Origin of the sequence: Streptosporangium saharense (genome assembly GCF_014203715.1) — a bacterium.
Taxonomy (GTDB): domain Bacteria; phylum Actinomycetota; class Actinomycetes; order Streptosporangiales; family Streptosporangiaceae; genus Streptosporangium; species Streptosporangium saharense.
Genome location: NZ_JACHJP010000013.1, coordinates 129176 through 152741 on the forward strand (window position 1 = coordinate 129176; position 23566 = coordinate 152741).

Sequence of the window (23566 nt, forward strand, 5' to 3'; positions counted from 1 at the left end):
CAGCGGCTGATGGCGGCAGTCAGGTCAACAAAATATAGTCTGTAACGGATCTATCTGCTACGGTCTCTTTCGGAGCAGGAGATGGCCATGTCGCACACCGCTCCGTGACATGGAACACAGCGCAGACAAGGACTGGTTCAATGACCGAGCTGACCGCCACGAACGAGAACGAGCAGGTCTCCGGCCCCGCGCCGCGCGTCCTCGCCGACCAGGAACTGGTGAGCCTGCTCGGCGAGCAGCAGTTCGGCGTGCTGGCGACGGTCAAGCGCAGTGGCCACCCCCATCTGTCCACCGTCCTCTACCACTGGGATCCCGACGAGCGAGTCGTACGGATCTCCACGACGAACGACCGCCTCAAGGCACGTCAGGTACGCGACAACCCCCGCCTCGCTCTGCACGTGAACGGGCCGGACGTCTGGTCGTTCGCCGTCGCCGAGGGCGAAGCGGAGGTGTCGGAGGTGACGACCACGCCCGGAGACGCGACCGGTAGGGAACTCCTGGCTCTCACCCCGGGCTTCGACGACCCGGCGCAGGAGGAGGCGTTCCTCAGGCAGGCGGTGAGGGAACAACGCGTGGTGATCAGACTGCGGGTCTCACGCCTGTACGGCACCGCCCTGGACATCCCCGCCGAGGACCGGTAGGGCCGATCCCGGTGCCGCCCATGGTCTGTTCGTGGGTGAGTGGACGCGACGCTAAGGCCTGACCTGGGCGTCAGGGTCAAATCGGCCGTCGATGAGGTGTTGGATGGCCGGGCCGTACCAGGAGATGAGGGTTGGGCGGGGGGCTTCGGTGAGGACCGGGTCTCTGACCACGTGCAGGGAGGTGAGGAGGCCGCCGATCTGGGCGGCGACCAGGTGGGCGCGGAGTTCGGCGTCGTCGCCGCGCAGGCGTCCTGTCAGGGGTACGGCGAAGGCCCGCTCGACGGTCTCGCGCAGGGTCCGCCTGACCGGTTCCCGATCTGAGGCGTGGAAAAGCGCCGAAAGCGAGGTCACCGCCAGGGCGCCTGAGGTGGACGAGGACAGGTCAAGCACGTGCTCGACCAGGGCGCGGCCGAGGTTCTCAAGCGGCCCCTCCATGACCGTGGCCACCGGGAGATCGACGGTCATGACGTCCAGGAACAGGCGCTCCTTGGACCCGAAGTAGCGGATGACCAGCGCCGCGTCCACCCCGGCGCGGGCGGCGATGGCCCGGATGCCGACCGCCTCGAAGCCGTCGGCGGTGAAGAGCGCCCGTGCCGCCTCGGCGATGGCCTCCCGGGTCGCCACGGCCGACCGGCGCCGCGCCGGACCACCACTCTGCGCACTCACCGCTAAACCACCTTTTAAGGGGATATAAGTGACATACAGTATGTCATCACTGTTGACATAGCGATGGGGGAGGGCGATGGACCGCCTGAAGGAGAAGGTCGCGCTGATCACCGGGGCGGGCAGCGGCATCGGCCGCGCCGCCGCGCTGCTGATGGCCGCGCAGGGTGCCCGGGTCGCCGTGGCCGACCGCGAGGGCCAGGCCGCCAGGGAGACGGCCGACATGATCGAAGCGGCCGGAGGCGGCGCGCTCGCGGTGACGGTCGACGTCATGGACGAGGGCTCCGTGGCCGCCATGGTGGGCGCGACGGTCGAGGAGTTCGGCCGCCTGGACGTGCTCTGCAACCACGTCGGCGGCACCGACCCACGTGCTGACCTGGACCTGCTGCGGCTGGACATGGCCGAGTTCGACAGGGCCGTGGCCCTCAACGTGCGCAGCACCCTGCTCGGCTGCCGGTACGCCCTTCCCCACATGATCGAGGCCGGGGGCGGCTCGATCGTCAACACCGCCTCGGTGGCCGGACTGGTCGGCGACGTCCTGCAGATCTCCTACGGCGCGGTCAAGGCCGCCGTGATCAACCTCACCAAGTCGATCGCCGTGCAGTACGGCCCGCACCGCGTGCGCTGCAACGCCGTGGCGCCCGGCGCCGTGGCCACCCCGGCCCTGCTGGACAACCTTCCGCAGAACGTCGTGGACGACCTCAAGCGGATCAACGCCCTGCCCTACCTCGGCACCCCGGAGGACATCGGCCACGTCATGGTCTTCCTGGCCTCCGACGAGTCGCGCTACCTCACCGGCCAACTCCTCGTCGTGGACGGCGGCATGACCACCCAGTCCCCAGCCGCCCCAACCCGCCGCGCCATGCTCCCGCCCGACTGAGTGGGCGACTACGACGAGGATGGGCAGGCGTGCCGCGGGATCTTCGTGTTGCCCGGCCCGAACGGTGATCCCGCGAGCCCGAGCCCCGCCCAGTAGACGCCGAAGGCCGCCTGGGGAGGCTCGCCCGCCGGTCGGACCACGAAGAACTCCGAGACGTACGGCTGGCCGTCCGCCGTCCGGCCGTGGAGTTCGAGCAGCCATCCTCCTTCCGACTTCCCTTTCTGGGGGATGCGCGCGGCGCGCTCCACCCGGGGTCTGCCACCGGGCAGCAGGCACCGCTTGAGAGCGTCGTCGAGGAGCATCGCGCAGCTTCCGGCGCTGCGCACATGTCTCGAACAGAAACCGGTGACACCGCTCTCGGAGACCCCGTTCACGACCTTCCCGAGCGTCGCCTCCGCCATGTCCCGCGTCAGCTCGGGCATCGGTGCGCCGGTCTCGCGAGGTACGGCCGAGCAGCCCGTCACGCACGCGGCGATGACGGCGACGGTCGAACACCACGCGGCCAGGGTGCCAGGACGCCGCATCAGGGTCGCCCACCTCCATCCGTGAAGTGGTCGAAGGTCATAGATCCTATTTCGCCACGCTTCCGAGGAACTGGGGACGACCGAAAAAGGGGACCCGGGGAACAAGGGTTTACGGGAGGGCGTTATCGTCACATTGACGAAATAGAGATGCCTCTAGCGATCCCCACAAGGAGGCGGCAGTGACGATCCCGGCCATTCCCCTGAAGTTGACCGCGCCCCCACCGGGCTGGACGGTCGAGGCCGACGTCGTCGTGGTCGGCTCAGGCGTCGCGGGGCTCACCCTCGCGCTGCGCTACACCGTCCTCGACCCCGGCGCGAAGGTCCTGGTCGTCACCAAGGACGTGCTCTCCTCGGGTTCGACGCGCTGGGCCCAGGGCGGCATCGCCGCCGTGCTCGACCCGGCCGACACCCCCGAGGAACACCTGTCGGACACCCTCGTCGCCGGGGTCGGCCTGTGCGACGAGGAGGCGGTGCGCGTCCTGGTCACCGAGGGTCCCGGCGCGCTGCGCGAGCTGATCGCGACCGGCGCCAGGTTCGACACCGACGCCGCGGGCGAGCTGCAGCTCACCAGGGAGGGCGGCCACCGGCGCGACCGCATCGTGCACGCGGGCGGCGACGCCACCGGGGCCGAGGTGCAGCGGGCGCTGGTCAAGGCCGTCGGCGAGTCGTCGATCCAGGTGATCGAACACGCCCTGGTGCTCGACCTGCTCAAGGACGCCGAGGGCCGGGCGGCCGGGGTGACCCTGCACGTCATGGGCGAGGGCGAACGCGACGGCGTCGGCGCGGTCAGGGCCGGGGCCGTGGTGCTCGCCACCGGCGGCATGGGCCAGGTCTACGCCGCGACCACCAACCCCGTCGTCTCGACCGGGGACGGCGTCGCGCTCGCGCTGCGGGCCGGAGCCGTGGTCAGGGACCTGGAGTTCGTCCAGTTCCACCCGACCGTGCTCTGGCTCGGCGGAGACTCGACCGGCCAGCAGCCGTTGGTCTCCGAGGCGGTCAGGGGCGAGGGCGCCGTACTGGTCGACGCCGAGGGCGACCGCTTCATGAAGGACGTCCACGAGCTGGCCGACCTGGCGCCCCGCGACGTCGTGGCCAAGGCCATCACGCGACGGATGCGCGAGACCGGCACAGAGCACATGTATCTCGACGCCAGGCACTTCGGCGAGGAGAAGTGGCGCACCCGCTTCCCGACGATCCACGCGGTCTGTCTTGAGCACGGGATCGACCCGGTCACCCAGCTCATCCCCGTCGCCCCGGCCTCCCACTACGCCAGCGGCGGCGTCAGGACCGATCTGCGGGGCCGTACCAGCGTGCCGGGACTTTATGCGTGCGGCGAGGTGGCCTGCACCGGGGTGCACGGCGCCAACAGGCTGGCCTCCAACTCGCTGCTCGAAGGGCTGGTCTTCGCCCGCCGCATCGCCGACGACATCCACGCCGAGCACGCCGTACGGCCCGCGCCCGGTGAGCCGGTCGAGGACGGACGCCAGGCCGGGCTGATCGACCCCAGGGCCAGGCCCAGGATCCAGGGGCACATGAGCAGGGGCGCCGGGGTGCTGCGCGGCGCCGCCTCGCTGGGCGAGGTCGCCAAGGCGCTGCTGAGCGTCCGGTGGACCCCGGTGGCGGTCGAGCCGTGCACGGAGTCGTGGGAGACCACGAACCTGCTGACGGTCGCCTCCGCGCTGGTCGCCGCGGCCCGCGACCGGGAGGAGACCCGCGGGTCGCACTGGCGTGAGGACTTCGCGGGACGGAACGATGAGTGGTGGCTCGGGCACCTCGACGTGACCCTGACAGCGGAGGGAACGACCATGACATACGTGCCGCACGGACGGGAAGCGGACGCGCTGCCGCCGAGGGTCGAGGCGGACCTGGTCGAGGCGGGCGTCGAACCGGCCGAGATCGCGGCGCTGATCGAGGTCGCCGTGGCCGAGGACGTCCAGGAGGCGGGGGACGTCACCAGCCTCGCCACGATCCCCGAGGGGCTGTCCGCGACCGCTGACGTGGTCGCCAGGGCCGATGGCGTCGTCGCCGGGCTGGCCGTGGCCGAGGGCGTCTTCTCCCGCGTCGGCGGGGGGCGGCTGACGGTCGAGCGCGTGGTCAAGGACGGCGAGCACGTGTCGCGGGGCGACGTGCTGATGACGGTCTCGGGTCCGGCCCGCGACCTGCTGACGGCCGAGCGTACGGCGCTCAACCTGCTCACCCACCTGTCCGGCGTGGCCACCCTGACCAACCGGTGGGTGCGGGCCGTCGAGGGCACGGGCGCGCGGATCAGGGACAGCCGCAAGACGCTTCCCGGCCTGCGGGCGCTGGAGAAGTACGCGGTGCGCTGCGGCGGCGGCGTCAACCACCGCATGTCCCTCTCGGACGCCGCGTTGATCAAGGACAACCACGTGGTCGCCGCGGGCGGGGTCGCCGAGGCCTTCCGCGCGGTCAGGGACGCCTTCCCCGGGCTGCCGATCGAGGTCGAGGTGGACAGGATCGACCAGATCGAGCCGGTCCTCGCGGAGGGGGCCCAGGAGATCCTGCTGGACAACTTCACCGTCGAGGAGCTCTCGCGGGCCGTACGGCTGGTCGCGGGCAGGGCGAGGCTTGAGTCCAGTGGCGGGTTGACCTTGGAATCGGCTCGTGACGTGGCCGAAACAGGGGTTGACTATCTTGCGGTTGGCGCGCTGACCCACTCGGCGCCGGCCCTTGACATCGCCTTGGACCTTCGGGGGAACTGATGCTGCTCGCCATAGATGTCGGGAACACCCACACCGTCCTCGGCCTGTTCGAGGGCGAGGAGGTCATCGAGCACTGGCGCATCGCCACCGACGCCCGGCGCACCGCCGACGAGATCGCGGTCGTGCTGCAGGGGCTGCTGGGGCAGTCGCCGTTGCTCAAGGGGACCGACGTCGACGGCATCGTGCTCTGCTCGACCGTGCCGTCCGTGCTCAACGAGATGCGGGAGATGTGCCGCCGCTACTACGGCGACGTCACCGCCGTGATCGTCGAGCCGGGCATCCGCACCGGGGTCCCGGTCAGGATGGACAACCCGAAGGAGGTCGGCAGCGACCGGATCGTCAACGCCCTGGCCGCCATCCAGCTGTACGGCGGGCCGTGCGTCATCGTCGACTTCGGCACGGCCACCTCCTTCGACGCGGTCTCGGCCAAGGGCGAGTACGTCGGCGCGGTCACCGCTCCCGGGATCGAGATCTCGGTGGACGCGCTGGCCGCGGCCGGGGCACAACTGCACAAGGTCGAGCTGATCCGGCCCCGCTCGGTGATCGCCAAGAACACGGTCGAGGCGCTGCAGGCGGGCATCATCTACGGCTTCGCCGGGCAGGTGGACGGCATCGTCGAGCGGATGGCGGCCGAGCTCGCCGAGGACCCCGACGAGGTCACCGTGGTCGCCACCGGCAGCGCGGCGCCCCTGGTGGTGAGCGAGGCGCGCTCGGTCGACGTGCACGAGCCGTGGCTCACGCTCATCGGCCTGCGGCTCATCTACCACCGCAACACCCCGTAGGCCCCCGTCACGGCGAAGAACGCCCTGCCGGACATCGGTAACCTTGTCCTGTGACCGATGAAGTGACCACCCCAGCCGACGATCTGCCGGAGCAGATGCGCGTGCGCCGGGAGAAGCTCGACCGTCTCCGCTCGGAGGGCGTCGAGCCGTACCCGGTGAACTTCCCGCGCACCGCGACCAACGGTGAGATCCGCGAGAAATACGCCGGTCTTGAGGCCGACACCGCGACCGGCGACAGGGTTGGCGTCACCGGGCGGGTCATGCTGTCGCGCACGGGCGGCAAGCTCTGCTTCGCCACGATCCGTGACGGCTCCGCCGACCTCCAGGTCATGATCTCCCTGGACCGGGTCGGCGAGGAGTCCCTGGCGGCGTGGAAGCGCGACGTCGACCTCGGCGACCAGATCGGCGTCGAGGGCGAGGTCATCACCTCCCGCAGGGGCGAGCTGTCGATCCTTGCCGAAAGCTGGGCGATCACCTCCAAGTGCCTGCGTCCGCTGCCGGACAAGCACGCCGGGCTCACCGACCCCGAGGCGCGGGTCCGTCAGCGCTACGTGGACCTCATCGTCAACGACGAGGCGCGCACGATGGCCTACACCCGCAGCGCGGTCGTGCGGTCCATCCGTGACTTCTGGCACGAGGAGGGGTTCCTGGAGGTCGAGACGCCGATGCTCCAGCCGATCCACGGCGGGGCGGCGGCCAGGCCGTTCAAGACCCACATCAACGCCTACGACATGGAGCTCTACCTCCGCATCGCGATCGAGCTCTACCTCAAGCGGCTCGTGGTGGGCGGCATCGAGAAGGTCTTCGAGATCAACCGCAACTTCCGCAACGAGGGCGCGGACGCCACCCACAACCCCGAGTTCACGATGATGGAGGCCTACGGCACCTATCTCGACTACAACGGGATCGCGGACCTGACCCAGCGGATGATCCAGAAGGCGGTCGTGGCAGCCCTGGGGCACTCCGTGGTGGTCCACGAGGGCCAGGAGATCGACCTGGGGCTGCCGGTGTGGCCGAGGGTGACGGTCTACGGCTCGGTCTCGACGGCGCTCGGCGAGGAGATCACGACCGAGACCCCGCTCGACCAGGTCCGCAAGCTCGCCGACGCGCACGACGTCCACTGGGACGCCAAGTGGGGTCAGGGCAAGCTCGTGCAGGAGCTGTTCGAGGAGCTCGTCGAGCACACCCTCGTCCAGCCCACGTTCGTCATGGACTACCCGCTGGAGACCTCCCCGCTGGCCAGGACGCACCGTGACAACCCGCTGCTGACCGAGAAGTGGGACCTGATCGGGTTCGGCACCGAGCTGGGCACCGGTTACTCGGAGCTGAGCGACCCGATCGAGCAGCGCCGCCGCCTCACCGAGCAGTCCCTGCTCGCGGCGGGTGGCGACCCCGAGGCCATGCAGCTCGACGAGGACTTCCTCACCGCCCTTGAGTACGCCATGCCGCCGACCGGTGGCGTCGGGGTCGGCGTGGACCGTCTGATCATGGCCTTCACCGGTAAGAACATCCGCGAGACCATCCTGTTCCCGCTGGTCAAGCCCACGGGCTGACCTTACGAGCACCGCGTCCGGGCCCGTCGCCCGGCCTCCTCACGGTAGGCCGGGCGGCGGGCCCGGTCTCGTGCGGCCTGTGTTCTGATTGGGGCCAAACGAAAGCCGGAAACTCTATTTCCAGCGTGTTCGATACGGCCAGATGAACGGAGGGTTACGCCAGATTTGTGCCGAATGACGCAAATCTGGGGTAGGCCATCCTCCCATTGCGGGGGGTTTCCCTCCGTCACGTCAAGGGGTAGGGCGCCGTCCCGCGCGACATACGGAAGAAGTCGGCTTTTTCCGACTAAATTCACATATAGGGCGCAGCCGTACGGCTGGCGCACGACGCTCCCGGCCCCGGCGGGGCCCTGGCGAAACCTTGTTCTACGAGGACCTGGTCGGCGGCGGGTGCCCTCGGTAGCGGGCCCTGGCTTGTCCGTGACTTAACCATAAAGGCGCCGACATATCATGAGTACTTCACGTAGCGCCCACTATGTCAACAGCGCGTGCTACCTCTATGAAGAGTGGAACTTGACGACCTTTGAACAAGCCGTTTACCGTTCCTGACGGGCGACACTGATTCCAGACAACTCACGCCTCGATTAGCAGGTGCGGGGGGAGCGACTCCAGATGGCATATCCCGAAGTGGATTCCCGTCGCGGCGACAGCCTCCTGGGCATGGGCGAGATCGGCCTCAAAGACGAGGACCTCGTGCTGCTGGCGGAGCTGGCCAAGGGCGTCACGGTCGACCGGGTCGGACGCCGCCTCGACATCAGCGGCAGGACGGTCCGCCGCAGGCTGCGCGGGATCTGCGACCGCATCGGCGTCGCGACGGCCATCGAGGCCGTCGCCTGGGCAGCCCGCAGACGCCTCATCTGAGGCGAGCCTTACCCGATGCCGTCCCCGGTCTCCGCGGACGGCAGGAGCCCGCTGAGGGGCCGCTGTGGCCGTACACGAAGCGGGTCCGCCCTTTCCCCAGTCATCGACTGGGGATTCGGGCGGTCGGCGGCTCAGTCGGCGATGCGCACCCCGCCCGCGAAGGGGCGGTTGTCGATCGGCGCGATGTGGATGACGTCACCGGTCTGCGGCGCGTGGACCATGAGGCCCGCGCCGATGTAGATCCCGACGTGGTGCAGGTCCCCGTAGAAGAAGACGAGGTCCCCGGGGCGCAGCTCGCTCCTGGAGACGTGGGTGCCCGCCGTCCACTGGTCGCCGGTGTAGTGCGGCAGGCTGATGCCGACCTTCTGGTAGGCCCACATCACCAGCCCGGAGCAGTCGAAGGAGTTGGGGCCCTCGGCTCCCCACACGTACGGCTTGAGCTGCTGGGTGAGGGCCCAGCGGGCGGCCTCCGCGGCCTTGCCGCTGCCCATGATCGGCACGTTGACCCTGACCCGGCTGCCCCGGTTGCGTCCGGCCTGCGAGCGCACCTCGGTGAACAGGTCGCTCTCGACCCGCTTCACCAGACGCTCGATCTTGGTACGGCGGTCGCCGAGGTCGGCCAGCAGGTCCTTGACCTCGTCGGTGCGGGCCTTGGCGCTGGCCTGCGCGCGCTGCGCGGTCTCGATCGCCTTGCTGACCTGCGCCACCTCCTCGCTCTGCTGCTGCTGGAGCGCGTAGTTCGTGGTGGCCTGGTCGAGGAAGGTGTCGGGGTTGGACGACTGGGTGAAGGCGAGCGCCGAGGCGAGCCCACCGGCCATGTAGGTGCTCTGGGCGAGCAGGGTGGCCTTCGTGCGCCGCTCGGCGAGCTGTGACTCGCTGACGGCGAGGGTCTTCTTCGCGCTCTCCGCGGCGCGCTGCGCCTGCTTGAGCTTGACCCGCCCGCCGTTGTACTGCTCGCTGAGCGTCTCGATCTCGGTGTGCAGCTTCTCGGCCTGCTTGGCGAGCTCCTGCAGGCTCGGCTTCGGCTCGGCGGTCGCGGTGAAGGGGGTGCCGAGGAGCAGGGCGGCGAAGGCGAGCCCGGCGATCACCACCTTGTGTGGCGGCCTGCGCACCCGGTGTTCTCGATGGCGGGCGTTCCTGCCCGCACTCTCTCTCCCACGGTTGCGCGTGCGCTTCACCAACAGGCTCCTCTCTCGGCCGCCTACCGGGTTAGCTGACGGGTTCGGGCCGAGGCAGCCCTACCGGAGCGCCGGTGGCACTTCGGATTCACCCCGGGGGACGGCTGGAGGGTGGGTCCCCGGTTCCCCGAGTCGGGGATTCGGCGGCGCAGCACTTTACGGGTGCTGACATCGAGGACGGACATTAGTGCAATTGGCGGTTCATGCTCAACCAGAACTGCGAAGTCGGTAGAGCTTTCGCAACTGAAATGTCACGGGCAGGTCACGCCATTTCATGATCGACATATGTGTCACGCTGGTCATCCTTCTTTCCCGACCGCCGAAGGGGAGGTCTTCGCAGGTCCGCGCTCCTGTGAAAGATCGACTACGCCGGGGTTCCCGGGGTGCCGTTCCCGCCGTGGTAGAGGTGCCGACGGTCATCTGGTGAACCCCGTGGTCGAGTTAAGGGCGGGCCGTAAACGAGCGGTGACGAGGACGTACTCTGATCAGTCATGGAGCAGGTTGCGCAGCAGTCCCCTGACCTCGCCGAGGTTCCCGAGGACGCCCCCGTCGATGTCACGGCCGAGGTCACCGTGCGCCGCGCCAGGACGCCGGACGTCCGCGCCATCCGCCGCCTGGTCGACACCTACGCCGGGGCGGGGCCGCGCCTGCTGGAGAAGGCGACCGTCACCCTCTACGAGGACATCCAGGAGTTCTGGGTGGCCGACCTGGGAGGGGAGATCGTCGGCTGCGGCGCGCTGCACGTCCTGTGGGAGGACCTGGCCGAGATCCGCACGGTCGCCGTCGATCCCGCCTGCCGGGGCCTGGGCATCGGCCACCGGATTGTCTCCAGCCTCATCCGCACCGCGGGGGATCTCGGGCTGCGCAGGGTCTTCTGTCTCACCTTCGAGATCAATTTCTTCGCGAGACACGGATTCAGGGAGATCCAGGGCACGCCCGTCTCTCCCGAGGTCTACGCGGAACTTCTCGCCTCCTATGACGAAGGTGTGGCAGAGTTCCTTGATCTGGAGCACGTCAAGCCGAACACCTTGGGAAACACCCGCATGCTGCTCCATCTGACACCGCGGGGCGACTGAGCTGACTGCGGTGCTGACTGATCGGAAAGGTGACTGTTGTTACCTATGTCGATACGTTGTGCACCAGCAAGCATGTGAGTCTGACATGTGCCACATGCGCAGTCGAAGTGAGGTGACGCGGTGAGCACCGGACAGCCACCGTATCCGCAGGATGATCCCGAGCGCGACCGCACACCGTCGGGGCATCCGCAATACGGACAGAACGCGGGTCGAGCCCCTGGAGAACTCGATCCCGATGTGACAGTCGTGGGATATCGATCGGAGGCCTCACAGCCGAACACCGGACCTGGGCAGACCCAGCCCGGCTACGGCCAGGGCGGCACAGGCGCCTACGGCCAGCAGCCCTCCTACGGGCAGTCTGACTACGGTCAGCAGCAGCAGTACGGCCAGCAGCAGGGCTACGGCCAGCAGGCCTCCCAGCCCGGCTACGGCCAGCAGGGGGGCACCGGCTCCTACGGCCAGCCCGACTACGGCCAGCCCGACTACGGCCAGCAGCAGGGCTACGGCCAGCAGGCCGCGCAGCCGGGCTACGGCCAGTCTGACTACGGCCAGCAGCAGGGCTACGGTCAGCAGGCTTCCCAGCAGGGTTACGGCCAGCAGGGCGGGACGGGCTCCTACGGGCAGCCCGACTACGGCCAGCAGGCCTCCCAGCAGGGCTACGGCCAGTCTGACTACGGTCAGCAGCAGGGCTACGGTCAGCAGCAGTACGGCCAGCAGCAGGGCTACGGCCAGCAGGCCGCCCAGCCGAGCTACGGTCAGAACGACTACGGCCAGCAGGCGGGGTACGGCCAGCAGGCCGCACAGCCGTCCTACGGCCAGCCCGACTACGGTCAGCAGGGCTACGGCCAGCAGCCCGGTTACGGCGCCCAGGTGCCCGCCTACGGCCAGGGCTACGGGCCGCAGGGGGCCACACCCCCCGGCGCCCCCGCCCCGCTGGCCGAGTGGTGGCAGCGTCTGGTGGCGAGGTTGATCGACGGCATCATCATGGCGATCCCCACGGTGATCATCAGCCTCGTGCTGACGGCGATCCTGGTCACCAGCGGCGGTTTCGACCTCAACTCCGGGGTCGTCACCCAGCCCTCGGGTTACGTTCTGGCGAGCTTCCTGACCACCATCGTCGCCGGCCTGATCTACGTCGCGTATGAGTTCCTGATGCTGCGGCAGAACGGTCAGACCGTCGGCAAGATGGTCATGGGCATCAAGGTCGTTCCCGTGGGGGGCACCCTGCAGGGCGGTCTTTCCCCCGACGTCGCCATCAAGCGGGCGGGTGTCTCCTACGGCCCCTACGCGCTGAGCGGCATTCCGATCCTTGGAATCGTGCTGAACATCTTCACCCTGGTGAACGTGCTCTGGCAGCTGTGGGACAAGCCCCTCAAGCAGTGCCTGCACGACAAGGCAGCCGCGACGGTGGTCGTCAAGACCAAGTAGTCGCGGGAAAAAGGGGCCGGCGGTTCAACCCGCCGGTCCCTTTTCGTGTCCGCCTTCGCGCGTGCCGGGAAACCTTCGCCCGTGCCGGGAAACACGTTGGACGGCGTACCCGGTAACGAGGACCCGTCCGGACGCGATGGAAGCGCAAACCCATTCGCGGCGGCACGAGGAGCGTTATGGCCGTCCACCCGCCTCCGGCGACGACAAACGCCGGGCACCACGGACGTCACGGCGGACCAGCCCCCAAGGGGAGCGGGCCGTACCGCCCTAAGAACAACTACGCCACGCTGTCTTTGGACAGCCGTCCACGCGGCCTTATGGGACCCCAAAGGGAGAACGCCCGCCGAGGGCAGTTCGCGCCCGGCCCGCCGAATGAACCACGATCGGGGGAGGACGTCCTCCCGGACGGTGCCGACTTCGTGTCCCCGTTCGTGTCGCCGCAGGGATTGTCTCGCCCTTCCCCCGGCTTCTTAGCGATGGCGTCGGGGACGTCCCGGTGTCACGTGGTTGTTACGGAGTCCGCTCCTGTTTGGTGGTTATAAGGTCTACGACTATGTCCTAGATGCCAGACAAGGACGTACTCTTGGTAAGAAAACAAGGAAGATCCGTCTTCTTCTGTCAGCGGAGTCGCACCACGGCCTCCCGCAACATGAAGAGGGCAACTATCCATATGGGTGTTCTTCGCGCTGGGGGCATTGTCGGCGGTGAACCCGCCAGACATGATCTCCGGCTTCGCCGACAGTCTGTCCGATCTTCTCTTCCAGACCCCTCACCAGGGGCTTCGCGGGCAGGAGGCCGTACAGCTCCGTAGCCGCCGAGCAGGGACCACATTGGTTTTCCGGTGGAGTGATCATCACAAGATCGCCCTGCCGGTTTTTCCCTCCGGCTTTACGGAGCGCAACCGGTAAGACGGCTGGAGAGAAGCATTAAGGTAGTGAGCGGCAGGTCTGTCTGCCCCAGTGACACCCCCCGACCGCAGGTGACGCTATGGTCATCTGTGGACGGATCCGGACCGATCGAGCGCGTCCTCCCAGCGTGGCCCGGGTTGTCGCAGGCAAAATTTCCATGGTCCCCGAAAGTTACCCACGGTGCGGAGCGAGGACGAATGAACGAGGTATTGTCCGCGTTGATACCCCCGGTGGTCGTCGGCGGGGCCTTCATCTACGGAGTTGTCAAGGTTCTTCGGAGTGAAGCCGTCGGCCGTCGCCCGGCAAAACGACGCGATCAGGCCGAGTCGCAGAACGGTTGATCACTCCCCGGGGCCGCGGGGCGACGAGAATCGCCGGGCTCCTGGAATTGCCGCTCTCCGATTGCGGGTATATGTTTAGCTAGCGAATGAAACAATACTCCGCGAAAGGATTGCGTAGATGGCCAAGCAGATCCAGGAGATACTCATCGACGACCTCGATGGGGGCGAGGCCAATGAGACCGTCGCCTTCGCGATTGACGGCACCAGCTATGAGATTGACCTCAGCGACGTAAACGCGAAGAAGCTCCGCGACTCCCTGTCGCCTTTCGTGCAGAGCGCGCGTCGCTCCGGTGCTCTGGCTCCTCGCCGTCGTCGTGCCGGTGGCACCCGGGCACTCACCAGAGAGAAGAGCGCGGACATCCGGGCGTGGGCCAAGTCCCACGGCCTCAACGTCAGCGAGCGCGGCCGAATCGCCTCGAAGATCGTCGAGCAGTACGAAGCGGCTCACTAGATCGTTGAATCATGCGGTTATGGCGGCCACGGTGGGGTCCGGTGGCGGCCATGACCGCATGACGCGTTTGAGCGGCCGATAAACGTCGTTCGCTTGCGGCGTATCGGGAACATCGCACCCCCCGCAAGTAGTTGGATGGAGGGTGAACGCCCTGCTCTCGGGGAACGTCTTCTGCGTAGAGCGGTCGCCGGGTCGGGGCTACCATGCGGGATGACAGGGCCCGGATATCCCGGACCTGCCTGACCGCTCTGTGAGGAGCGACGAGATGTTCGAGAGGTTCACCGACCGCGCACGGCGGGTTGTCGTCCTGGCCCAAGAAGAGGCCCGGATGCTCAACCACAACTACATCGGTACGGAGCACATTCTTCTTGGCTTGATCCATGAAGGTGAAGGCGTTGCCGCCAAGGCTCTGGAGAGCCTCGGCATCAGTCTTGAAGGTGTGCGTCAGCAGGTCGAGGAGATCATCGGCCAGGGGCAGTCTGCGCCGTCGGGGCACATTCCCTTCACCCCGCGGGCGAAGAAGGTCCTTGAGCTGTCGCTCCGTGAGGCCTTGCAACTGGGGCACAACTACATCGGCACCGAGCACATCCTGCTCGGCCTCATCCGTGAGGGCGAGGGCGTCGCGGCCCAGGTGCTGGTGAAGCTGGGCGCGGATCTCAACCGCGTCAGGCAGCAGGTCATCCAGTTGCTCCACGGTTACCAGGGCAAGGAGCCGGCCGCCTCTGGCGGTCCGCAGGAGACGGCGCCGTCGACCTCCCTTGTGCTGGACCAGTTCGGCCGCAACCTGACCCAGGCCGCCCGCGAGGGCAAGCTCGACCCGGTCATCGGCCGGGACAAGGAGATCGAGCGGGTCATGCAGGTCCTGTCCCGCAGGACCAAGAACAACCCCGTCCTGGTCGGCGAGCCCGGCGTCGGCAAGACCGCCGTCGTCGAGGGCCTGTCGCAGAAGATCGTCAAGGGCGAGGTTCCCGAGACGCTCAAGGACAAGCAGCTCTACACCCTCGACCTGGGCGCCCTGGTCGCGGGCTCGCGCTACCGCGGTGACTTCGAGGAGCGCCTGAAGAAGGTGCTCAAGGAGATCCGCACCCGCGGCGACATCATCCTGTTCATCGACGAGCTGCACACGCTCGTCGGCGCGGGCGCCGCCGAGGGCGCGATCGACGCCGCCAGCATCCTCAAGCCGATGCTGGCCCGTGGTGAGCTGCAGACCATCGGCGCGACCACGCTCGACGAGTACCGCAAGCACCTGGAGAAGGACGCCGCGCTTGAGCGCCGCTTCCAGCCGATCCAGGTGGCCGAGCCCAGCCTCAGCCACACGATCGAGATCCTCAAGGGCCTGCGCGACCGTTACGAGGCCCACCACCGGGTCTCCATCACCGACGGCGCCCTGGTCGCCGCCGCGCAGCTCGCCGACCGCTACATCAGCGACCGGTTCCTGCCGGACAAGGCGATCGACCTCATCGACGAGGCCGGCTCGCGCATGCGCATCCGCCGCATGACCGCGCCGCCGGACCTGCGTGAGTACGACGAGAAGATCGCCAACGTGCGGCGCGACAAGGAGTCCGCGATCGACGCGCAGGACTTCGAGAAGGCCGCGGCGCTGCGCGACCAGGAGAAGCAGCTCCAGCTCAAGCGGGAACGCCGTGAGAAGGAGTGGAAGGCCGGCGACATGGACGTCGTGGCCGAGGTCACCGAGGAGCTCATCGCCGAGGTCCTGGCCACCGCCACCGGCATCCCGGTCTTCAAGCTCACCGAGGAGGAGTCCCAGCGACTGCTCCGCATGGAGGACGAGCTGCACAAGCGGATCATCGGTCAGGACGACGCCATCAAGGGTCTGTCCCGCTCGATCCGCCGTACCCGCGCCGGTCTGAAGGACCCGCGCCGTCCGGGCGGTTCGTTCATCTTCGCCGGTCCCTCCGGTGTCGGTAAGACCGAGCTGTCCAAGTCGCTCGCCGAGTTCCTCTTCGGGGACGAGGACGCGCTGATCATGCTGGACATGTCCGAGTTCATGGAGAAGCACACCGTCTCCAGGCTGTTCGGCTCGCCTCCCGGCTACGTCGGATACGAGGAGGGCGGCCAGCTCACCGAGAAGGTGCGGCGCAAGCCGTTCTCCGTGGTCCTCTTCGACGAGATCGAGAAGGCGCACCCGGACATCTTCAACTCGCTGCTGCAGATCCTGGAGGACGGTCGCCTGACCGACGCCCAGGGCCGCGTTGTCGACTTCAAGAACACCGTCATCATCATGACGACCAACCTCGGTACCCGTGACATCTCCAAGGGCATCGGGGTCGGGTTCGCCAAGGCCAACGACAACGAGTCCAACTACGACCGGATGAAGGCCAAGGTGCAGGAGGAGCTCAAGCAGCACTTCCGCCCCGAGTTCCTCAACCGTGTCGACGACATCGTGGTCTTCCACCAGCTCACGCCGAAGGAGATCATCAAGATCGTCGATCTGATGCTCGCCCAGGTGGCGCTGCGCCTGAAGGACCGCGACATGGGCCTTGAGGTCTCCGACGAGGCCAAGCAGCTGCTGGCCGACCGCGGTTACGACCCGGTGATGGGTGCCCGTCCGCTGCGCCGTACGATCCAGCGCGAGCTGGAGGACACGCTGTCGGAGAAGATCCTGTACGGCGAGATCCGGCCCGGCCAGATCGTCAAGATCGGCATCGAGGGCGAGGGCGACAACGCCACCTTCACCTTCGTCGGTGAGGCCGCGCCCGCGGATCGCGTCCCGGACTCGGCCGCCGCCATCGCGGAGCCGATCCAGCACTAGGCCGGACGGTCCCCGGGGCTCGTTCCCCGAAGGACCGGCAGGTCAGAGAACAGAAGCAGGCCCCGTCGTGAGACATCACGGCGGGGTCTGCTCATTTGTTACGCAAGGAGGTGTCCCACCACCAAAGGTAGTACTACACTCTGTAGAGTGAGCCTGACAGGCTCACGACGTGAGCCCACAACATCGTGCTTTCCGCGGCGAGGCCACCTCCCGGGGTCAGCCGCACGGCGTACCGGCGAATCACCTGTGCAGGTGACGCGGCAACCGGTGCCCGCGCGGGATGCTCGGCGCACCAGGCCGGGTTCCGAGACCACCTGACCGAAAGCACCACACGCCTTGGAGGCACCGGATGCGTTTGCGACACCAGGACGGGACTCTCGTTCACCTGTCCTACAACGCGGGCGTCCATCCCGCTGAGGACCTGGAGAACCTGATCGCCCACCTGACCAGATACGCGGTCCCGGTGCGCAAGCGTCTCGGCGTCAGGCGGATGGGTGTCGGTCTCTGGCTCTCTCCCAGCGTCGCCGACCACCTCATCGCCGACCGGATCGAACTGGTCCGCCTGCGCCGCTCCCTTGAGGAGCGCGGCCTGGAGGTCGTCAGCCTCAACGGCACCGGTGGCCGCAACCAGGAGAGCCCCGGCCCCGACTGGGCCAAGCCGGAGCGCTACCGCTACACGATGGCGCTGTCCAGGATCCTGGCCTTCCTGCTGCCCGACGACGTCCAGTTCGGCAGCATCTCCACCATTCCCATCGGCTGGCGCCGCGACTGGCCCGCCGACCTGCACGCTATTGCGGCCCGTCGCCTCGAAAGGCTCTCCCGCGAACTGCGCGGCCTCTACAGCGTCACCGGCAAAACCATCAGGGTCGGCTTCGAGCCCTGGCCCGGCTGCGTGCTGGAGACCACCAAGCAGGCCCTCGAACGCGTCAGCGACATCGACTCCGAGCACCTCGGCGTCTGCCTCGACGCCTGCCATCTCGCGGGCGGCGCGGAGGAGCCCGAGGACGCCCTGCGCGGTCTGGCCGCCGCCGGTGCCCCCGTCGTCAAGCTCGGCCACGTCCACAACCACTTCGGCGACGCCTGCCAGGAACTCCCCAGCACCCGCCCGGTGCTTGAGGACACCCTCACGGCCATGCTCTCCGGCGCGGTGAACGGCACGGCCCACATCGAGGTCGAGACCCACGGCCTGGCCGTACCGCTGCGGGCGAAGGGACCGGGAGCCCTGGTCAACATGCTCGCCGCGGAACTCGACTGGGCCAGGAGCAACTTGACGGCTTTGGGACTGACGCTGGCTGCGTAGCGCTTGCTTTGCGCCGCCTGGCGGCGGCGCGGGCTTGTGCGCCTGCGGGTCGGTGCTTCCCCTCGTCGTTCGTCCGCTTCGCTCCCTCTCTCCTCAGTCCAAGCACCGACGGCGCCCAAGCCGAAACTCTTCACTCCCGGCACCGGTACCCCAAAACCAAACTCTTCACTTCGGACATCAGCGAGTGGGCCGGGGTCTTTCGTGCTCCCAGCTCAGGGCCGGGGTTCTTTTCTGGGGCAGGGCAAAGGCGGGGAAATCGGGGGATGGGGGGCGGGAATCCATGATGTGTATCTGCGGGAAATCGGTACACAGAAAGCCTGGAAAAGCGTGGAGGGGGCGCGGGGGGAGGCCGGGTGGGTCAGCGGAGGTGGAAGACGGCTTTGTGGCTCTTGAGGTCGGGGGTGCGGACCACGGCCACGTAGGTTCCGGCCTTGGCGGTGGCGCGCTGGGCTGAGCAGTCACCGCCGGAGCGGTGGCGGTCCCACTCGATCTGCCGGACGTACGGAATGCCCCGGTCGAGGCGGTAGATCTCCTGGATCTCCCCGCTGACGCAGTCGGCGGACGACCAGATGCGGTCGTCGCCGGAGGTGATGCGGACCTCAAGCGCCCGCGCTCCGACGTCGGCGGTGCACATCACCTCGCTGGTGTTCACCAGCGTGACGATGAACTGGGGCCGGTTGCCCCCGGCGTAGACCTCGCTCCGTCCCCGCATGTCCAGGACCAGGTCGGACGGGTCGCAGGTCTGGCCGGGGCGCCTGACGACGACCTTGGGCCGTTCCTTCGCGGCTGCCTTCGGCGCCGGGGAAGGCTCGGGGGACCCGGGGGCGGACGGTGTCGGAGTGATCGTCACCGCGGGGAGAAGCGCCAGGATCGGATCCGGCGACGGGGAGCCGGTGGCCGTGCCGTTCGCGCGGTGGTCGTCGTCCTGTCCGCTCGCGGAGCAGGCCCACGCCACCGCGGCGACCACCATGAGCACACCGACGAGCGCGGCCATCCGCCGCCGCCAGTAGACGTCCACTCCTATGTCGCTACGGAAAGTGTCCGGATCCATACGCACAGTATGGTGACTCTCCGCGGACCGTGAGGGGCGACCCGCCGCTCCGGTCGTCGTTTCGGTGGACGGAGCCGGGCGAAGGCGGTGAAGCACGTCCGGAACGGCACTATCGTCGGAGAGTGCCCGAGTCGAACCTCCTGTTGGAGCCTGTCCTCTCCTGGTATGCCGACAACGCGCGTGACCTGCCGTGGCGGACCGAGGACGCCTCTCCCTGGTCGATCCTGGTCAGCGAGATCATGTTGCAGCAGACCCCGGTGGTCCGGGTGCTCCCCATCTGGACGGAGTGGATGGAGCGCTGGCCGACGCCCGCGGCCCTGGCCAAGGAGCCGCCCGGCGAGGCCGTACGGCACTGGGGGCGGCTTGGTTATCCGCGTCGTGCGCTCAACCTGCACGCGTGCGCCAGGGCGATCACCGACGAGCACGACGGTGAGGTGCCCTCCGACCACGCGACCCTGCTGACGCTGCCCGGCATCGGGGAGTACACCGCCGCCGCGGTGGCCAGTTTCGCCTTCCGGGGGCGGCACGCCGTACTGGACACCAATGTGCGCAGGGTCCTCGCGCGGGCCGTGACGGGGGAGGAGTATCCCCCGAAGGCCACCACGCCCGCCGAGCGCAAACTCGCCGCCTCGCTGCTGCCCGGGGAAGCGGACGCCCCGGTCTGGGCGGTGGCCGTGATGGAACTCGGAGCCCTGGTCTGTACGGCTCGCGCCCCCCGCTGCGCCGACTGCCCGATCGTCGGCCTGTGCGCCTGGCGGCTGGCGGGCAAACCGCCCTACGAGGGACCGGCGCGCAAGGGACAGACCTACGCGGGTACGGACCGGCAGTGCCGGGGAAGGCTGCTGGCCGTGCTCCGGCAGGCCCACGGCCCCGTCCCCAAGGACGCCCTCGACGTGGTCTGGGACGACGCCCTCCAGCGGGAACGCGCGTTGGACGGTCTGGTCGCCGACGGGCTGGCGGAGGTTCTCGACGACGGGACCTATCAGCTGCCCGCCTGAGGGTCAGACGTAGCGTTCGAGGATGGAGGACTCGGCGAGGCGGGACAGGCCCTCGCGGATGTGGCGGGCTCTGGCCTCGCCGACGCCGCCGACCTCCTGCAGATCGCCGATGCTGGCGGCCAGGAGCTTCTGCAGGCTGCCGAACTGGTCGACCAGGCGGTCGACGACCGTGGCGGGCAGGCGGGGCACCTTGGCCAGCAGGCGGTAGCCACGAGGGCTGACCGGGCTCTCCAGGGCGTCGGTGCCCGACTGGCCGAGCACGTGCGCGACGGCCGTCAGGTCGAGCAGGGCGTCAGAGGAGAGCTGGTCGAGCTCGTGCAGGGCGTCGGCGAAGCGGCGCGGACGGCGGGTCGAGGTGGGCAGGTAGTCGCGGACGATCAGCTCGCGGTCGCTCTCGGTCCCGGCGACCAGCTCGTTGAACTGCAGGGAGAGCAGGCGTCCGTCGGTGCCGAGCTCGACGACGTAGCCGGCGATCTCGTCGGAGATGCGTCTGACCATCTCCAGGCGCTGGGCGACCACGGCCACGTCGCGGACGGTCACCAGGTCCTCGATCTCCAGGGCGGACAGCGTGCCGGAGACCTCGTCGAGGCGGAGTTTGTAGCGCTCCAGCGTGGCCAGCGCCTGGTTGGCCTTCGACAGGATCACCGCGGACTCCTCAAGCACGTGACGGATGCCGCCGAGGTAGAGGGCGATGATCCGCATTGACTTGCTGAGGGAGATCACGGGAAGGGACGTCTGCACGGCGACGCGCTGGGCCGTACGGTGCCGGGTGCCTGACTCGTCGGTGGGGATGGACGGATCGGGCATCAGGTGCACCGCAGCTCGGACGATCTTGTGATCGCCGGAGTTCAGCACGATGGCGCCGTCCATCTTGGCCAGCTCGCGCAGCCGGGTCGCGGAGAACTCGACGTCCAGTTCGAACCCGCCGCTGCAGATCGACTCGACAGTGGTGTCGTAGCCCAGCACGATGAGGCCGCCGGTGTGGCCGCGAAGGATGCGCTCCAGGCCGTCACGCAACGCGGTGCCCGGCGCCACCGCGGCCAGGACACTTCTACGGCGTTCGTCGAGTCCTTGTTCGTCGAGTCCTCTGTAGGTGGCTGCCACATGACCCCCGTGGTCCGCGTATAACGCCTAGCTTACCGGCGAAGGTCCGGCCAAGTCCGGAATCACCGGATCGCCTCCGTCAAGTGACATGGGTAAGGGCGTCCCAGACGTTTTCCGCTTCTACGACGTCGAAACCTGGCATGAAGGATGTGCCGCGGCCACCGACCGGGACGAGGGTGTGGTCGCTGTCGCGCCTTTTGCCCGCGTCGAGGGAACCGGCGGGGACCAGGGCGCGGGTGAAGCCGAGCCTGGCAGCCTCGGACAGGCGGCGCCGTACGTCACGGACCGGGCGGAGCTCACCGGCGAGACCGACCTCACCCAGCACGACCAGGCCGCGGGGCAGGGGCTTGTCACCCGCGGCGCTGGCGACGGCGAGCATCACCGACAGGTCGATCGCGGGGTCGCTGAGCTTGATGCCGCCGACGGTCGCGGTGAACACGTCGCAGCCGCCGAGTTTGGCGTTGAGCCGTCGTTCGAGCACGGCGAGGACCATCGTCACGCGGTAGGTGTCGAGGCCGGAGGAGGAGCGGCGCGGCTGCTGGGCCTCGGTGCGCGCGACCAGGGCCTGGACCTCGGCGGGAAGTGGGCGGGTGCCCTCAAGGGTGACGGTCACGCAGGTGCCGGGGACCGGGTCGTTGCGGTGGGAGACGAACAGGCCGCTGGCGTCGGCGATGCCCTCGATGCCGTTCTCGTGCAGGTCGAAGCAGCCGACCTCGTCGACGGGGCCGTAGCGGTTCTTGATCGCGCGGACCATGCGGAGCCGGGAGTGGCGGTCGCCCTCGAAGTGGAGCACGACGTCGACGAGGTGCTCAAGGGTCCTGGGGCCCGCGATGGAGCCCTCCTTGGTGACGTGGCCGACCAGGACCGTGGACATGCCGCGCTCCTTGGCCAGTCTGATCACGTTTCCCGCGACCTCTCTGACCTGGGTGACGCCGCCGGGGACGCCGGTGGCCATGGTCGAGCCGATCGTCTGGACCGAGTCGACGATGAGCATGTCGGGCTGGACCTTCTCCACGTGGGCGACCAGCGCGGCCAGGTCGGTCTCGGCCGCGAGGTAGAGGCGGTCCTGGATGGCGCCGATGCGGTCGGCCCTGAGCCGCACCTGGGAGGCCGACTCCTCACCCGTGATGTAGAGGACGGTCTGCTGGCGTGCGATCTTGGAGGCCGCCTCAAGGAGCAGGGTGGACTTGCCGATGCCGGGCTCTCCGGCCAGCAGCACGACCGCGCCGGGGACCAGGCCGCCGCCGAGCACCCGGTCGAGCTCGCCGACCCCGGTAGTGCGGGCCTGGGCGACCTCGGCCTTGACCTGGCCGATCGGGACGGCGGGGGAGGTGACGGCACCCGCGGTGGCCACGTTGACGCCGCCGCGCGCGCTCTCCTCCTCGACCGTGCCCCAGGCCTGGCACTCGCCACAGCGACCGACCCACTTGGCGGTCTGCCAACCGCACTCACCACAGCGATAGCCGACCCTCTTTGCCATGGCCGCGACGTTACCGGTCCCGACCGACAACTTCACCCGTCGCGGGCAGGGTGCGGGTGACGAGACCGGCCATGAGCAGGCGGTCTGCCTCCTCGCGCGGGGTCTGCAGCAGGATCAGCGCGTCGGGCTCCTCGGCGGGCCGGAAGAGGGAGAAGATCAACGTGATCGGTCCCTCGACCACGACGTCCCTGGTGGTCAGCGCGGCGACCGAGGGGCACTGCCACCAGTGGGTCAGGTCGGGGCGGTCCTGTTCGAGCAGGGCGTAGATCTCCCCGGTGCGGACGTCGTCGAGGTACGGCCCGGCCTGGCGGCGGAACTGCTGGAAGACGGTCATCGCCAGCGGTTCCCAGTCGAGCACCAGCCTCCTGGCGTGGGGGTCGTTGGCCATGACCCACATGAGGTTGCGGCGTTCCGCGGGGACCAGCCCGGGGTCGCCCCACAGGGCGGCGTAGGCGTCGTTCCAGGCCAGCATGTCGAAGTGCCGGTCGAGCAGCAGGGCGGGCGAGAACGGCCAACTGTCCAGGACGGGACGGATGCGCGCGGCGAGACCGGGGTCGGCGGGGAGTTTGGGCGCGGCGAGCCCGGAGAGCGACAGCACGTGGCGCAGGCCCTCGCCGTCGAGCCGCAGGGTCCTGGCGATGGACTCGATGACCTGGCGGGAGGCGGAGACGCGGCCCTGTTCGAGCCAGGTGTACCAGGCGATGCCGACCCCGGACAGGGTGGCGACCTCCTCCCTGCGCAGGCCGGGCGTACGGCGCCTGCCCCCGGGGTTCAGGCCGATCTCCTGGGGGTTCAGCCGTTCCCGATGGGCCCGTAGGAAGATGCCCAGCTCGCGACGGGCGTCAGCGCTCACC

At 68.6% G+C, this 23566-nt stretch carries 20 protein-coding genes and 1 riboswitch; of the genes, 13 read left to right on the forward strand and 7 right to left on the reverse strand.

The annotated features are described in order from the left end of the window. The first annotated feature begins 140 nt into the window (after positions 1-140). Complete coding sequence (locus tag FHS44_RS37175) at positions 141-641, forward strand: TIGR03618 family F420-dependent PPOX class oxidoreductase (RefSeq protein ID WP_184724551.1); 501 nt, start codon at positions 141-143, stop codon at positions 639-641. A 51-nt stretch (positions 642-692) separates the two neighbouring features. Here the strand turns inward: FHS44_RS37175 and FHS44_RS42125 are convergent, their stop codons facing one another. Next, entirely contained in the window at positions 693-1307 is a 615-nt protein-coding gene (locus FHS44_RS42125) for a TetR/AcrR family transcriptional regulator (RefSeq protein ID WP_312863975.1), read from the reverse strand. Positions 1308-1383: 76 nt separating this feature from the next. On the opposite strand from FHS44_RS42125, the gene FHS44_RS37185 reads away from it, so the two are divergent. After that, positions 1384-2184, forward strand: coding sequence for an SDR family NAD(P)-dependent oxidoreductase (locus tag FHS44_RS37185; protein ID WP_184724557.1), 801 nt, complete (start codon positions 1384-1386; stop codon positions 2182-2184). Between the two features lie 8 nt (positions 2185-2192). On the opposite strand, the gene FHS44_RS37190 is transcribed toward FHS44_RS37185, so the two are convergent. Further along, complete coding sequence (locus FHS44_RS37190; RefSeq protein ID WP_184724560.1) at positions 2193-2708, reverse strand: hypothetical protein; 516 nt, start codon at positions 2706-2708, stop codon at positions 2193-2195. Positions 2709-2887: 179 nt separating this feature from the next. On the opposite strand from FHS44_RS37190, the gene FHS44_RS37195 reads away from it, so the two are divergent. The 4 genes from FHS44_RS37195 (at position 2888) to FHS44_RS37210 (ending at position 8624) form a co-directional block, all read left to right on the forward strand. After that, a complete protein-coding gene (locus FHS44_RS37195) occupies positions 2888-5428 on the forward strand; it encodes an L-aspartate oxidase (RefSeq protein WP_184724562.1) in 2541 nt (846 codons plus the stop codon). Beyond that, the gene (locus FHS44_RS37200) at positions 5428-6210 is read left to right on the forward strand and encodes a type III pantothenate kinase (protein WP_184724565.1); all 783 of its coding nucleotides are present in this window, start codon (positions 5428-5430) and stop codon (positions 6208-6210) included. Before FHS44_RS37195 ends, FHS44_RS37200 begins: the two co-directional genes overlap by 1 nt. A gap of 95 nt (positions 6211-6305) precedes the next feature. Then, positions 6306-7763, forward strand: a complete 1458-nt coding sequence (lysX, locus tag FHS44_RS37205; RefSeq protein WP_221461775.1) for a bifunctional lysylphosphatidylglycerol synthetase/lysine--tRNA ligase LysX — start codon at positions 6306-6308, stop codon at positions 7761-7763. 612 nt (positions 7764-8375) lie between these two features. After that, positions 8376-8624, forward strand: a complete 249-nt coding sequence (locus FHS44_RS37210; protein ID WP_246436638.1) for a helix-turn-helix domain-containing protein — start codon at positions 8376-8378, stop codon at positions 8622-8624. 131 nt (positions 8625-8755) lie between these two features. Here FHS44_RS37210 and FHS44_RS37215 read toward each other — a convergent pair whose 3' ends face one another. After that, entirely contained in the window at positions 8756-9802 is a 1047-nt protein-coding gene (locus tag FHS44_RS37215; protein ID WP_312863976.1) for a C40 family peptidase, read from the reverse strand. 5 nt (positions 9803-9807) lie between these two features. Further along, positions 9808-9958: riboswitch (cyclic di-AMP (ydaO/yuaA leader) on the reverse strand. Between the two features lie 335 nt (positions 9959-10293). On the opposite strand from FHS44_RS37215, the gene FHS44_RS37220 reads away from it, so the two are divergent. The 6 genes from FHS44_RS37220 to FHS44_RS37245 all read left to right on the forward strand — a co-directional run bounded on the left by FHS44_RS37220 (position 10294) and on the right by FHS44_RS37245 (position 18079). Continuing rightward, positions 10294-10878 (forward strand): amino-acid N-acetyltransferase, encoded by a 585-nt coding sequence (locus FHS44_RS37220; protein ID WP_184724573.1) that lies wholly within the window; start codon positions 10294-10296, stop codon positions 10876-10878. Between the two features lie 246 nt (positions 10879-11124). Continuing rightward, positions 11125-12306 (forward strand): RDD family protein, encoded by a 1182-nt coding sequence (locus tag FHS44_RS42600; protein ID WP_184724576.1) that lies wholly within the window; start codon positions 11125-11127, stop codon positions 12304-12306. A gap of 674 nt (positions 12307-12980) precedes the next feature. Then, positions 12981-13214 carry a hypothetical protein gene (locus tag FHS44_RS37230; RefSeq protein ID WP_184724579.1) on the forward strand — a complete coding sequence of 78 codons (234 nt, stop codon included), beginning with the start codon at positions 12981-12983 and terminating at the stop codon, positions 13212-13214. 459 nt (positions 13215-13673) lie between these two features. Further along, positions 13674-14006: a histone-like nucleoid-structuring protein Lsr2 gene (locus tag FHS44_RS37235; RefSeq protein WP_184724583.1), complete on the forward strand. Its 333-nt coding sequence runs from the start codon at positions 13674-13676 to the stop codon at positions 14004-14006. 265 nt (positions 14007-14271) lie between these two features. Further along, positions 14272-16779 carry an ATP-dependent Clp protease ATP-binding subunit gene (locus FHS44_RS37240; RefSeq protein ID WP_184724586.1) on the forward strand — a complete coding sequence of 836 codons (2508 nt, stop codon included), beginning with the start codon at positions 14272-14274 and terminating at the stop codon, positions 16777-16779. Positions 16780-17128: 349 nt separating this feature from the next. Next, complete coding sequence (locus FHS44_RS37245) at positions 17129-18079, forward strand: TIM barrel protein (protein WP_184724589.1); 951 nt, start codon at positions 17129-17131, stop codon at positions 18077-18079. Between the two features lie 358 nt (positions 18080-18437). On the opposite strand, the gene FHS44_RS37250 is transcribed toward FHS44_RS37245, so the two are convergent. Continuing rightward, the gene (locus tag FHS44_RS37250; protein WP_184724592.1) at positions 18438-19130 is read right to left on the reverse strand and encodes a hypothetical protein; all 693 of its coding nucleotides are present in this window, start codon (positions 19128-19130) and stop codon (positions 18438-18440) included. Positions 19131-19252: 122 nt separating this feature from the next. On the opposite strand from FHS44_RS37250, the gene FHS44_RS37255 reads away from it, so the two are divergent. After that, positions 19253-20128, forward strand: coding sequence for an HhH-GPD family protein (locus FHS44_RS37255; RefSeq protein WP_184724595.1), 876 nt, complete (start codon positions 19253-19255; stop codon positions 20126-20128). Positions 20129-20131: 3 nt separating this feature from the next. Here FHS44_RS37255 and disA read toward each other — a convergent pair whose 3' ends face one another. The 3 genes from disA to FHS44_RS37270 form a co-directional block, all read right to left on the reverse strand. Further along, positions 20132-21232: a DNA integrity scanning diadenylate cyclase DisA gene (gene disA / locus FHS44_RS37260; protein WP_184724598.1), complete on the reverse strand. Its 1101-nt coding sequence runs from the start codon at positions 21230-21232 to the stop codon at positions 20132-20134. Positions 21233-21311: 79 nt separating this feature from the next. Next, entirely contained in the window at positions 21312-22712 is a 1401-nt protein-coding gene (radA, locus tag FHS44_RS37265) for a DNA repair protein RadA (RefSeq protein ID WP_184724601.1), read from the reverse strand. Between the two features lie 10 nt (positions 22713-22722). Then, complete coding sequence (locus FHS44_RS37270) at positions 22723-23565, reverse strand: helix-turn-helix transcriptional regulator (protein ID WP_184724604.1); 843 nt, start codon at positions 23563-23565, stop codon at positions 22723-22725. Position 23566: the final 1 nt, after the last annotated feature.

Coding starts and splice junctions, on each gene's coding strand:
- FHS44_RS37175 (WP_184724551.1), top strand. CDS start 141: ATGACCGAGCTGACCGCCACGAACGAGAACGAGCAGGTCTCCGGCCCC.
- FHS44_RS37185 (WP_184724557.1), top strand. CDS start 1,384: ATGGACCGCCTGAAGGAGAAGGTCGCGCTGATCACCGGGGCGGGCAGC.
- FHS44_RS37190 (WP_184724560.1), bottom strand. CDS start 2,708: ATGCGGCGTCCTGGCACCCTGGCCGCGTGGTGTTCGACCGTCGCCGTC.
- FHS44_RS37200 (WP_184724565.1), top strand. CDS start 5,428: ATGCTGCTCGCCATAGATGTCGGGAACACCCACACCGTCCTCGGCCTG.
- lysX (WP_221461775.1), top strand. CDS start 6,306: ATGCGCGTGCGCCGGGAGAAGCTCGACCGTCTCCGCTCGGAGGGCGTC.
- FHS44_RS37210 (WP_246436638.1), top strand. CDS start 8,376: ATGGCATATCCCGAAGTGGATTCCCGTCGCGGCGACAGCCTCCTGGGC.
- FHS44_RS37220 (WP_184724573.1), top strand. CDS start 10,294: ATGGAGCAGGTTGCGCAGCAGTCCCCTGACCTCGCCGAGGTTCCCGAG.
- FHS44_RS37235 (WP_184724583.1), top strand. CDS start 13,674: ATGGCCAAGCAGATCCAGGAGATACTCATCGACGACCTCGATGGGGGC.
- FHS44_RS37240 (WP_184724586.1), top strand. CDS start 14,272: ATGTTCGAGAGGTTCACCGACCGCGCACGGCGGGTTGTCGTCCTGGCC.
- FHS44_RS37245 (WP_184724589.1), top strand. CDS start 17,129: ATGCGTTTGCGACACCAGGACGGGACTCTCGTTCACCTGTCCTACAAC.
- FHS44_RS37250 (WP_184724592.1), bottom strand. CDS start 19,130: ATGGATCCGGACACTTTCCGTAGCGACATAGGAGTGGACGTCTACTGG.
- radA (WP_184724601.1), bottom strand. CDS start 22,712: ATGGCAAAGAGGGTCGGCTATCGCTGTGGTGAGTGCGGTTGGCAGACC.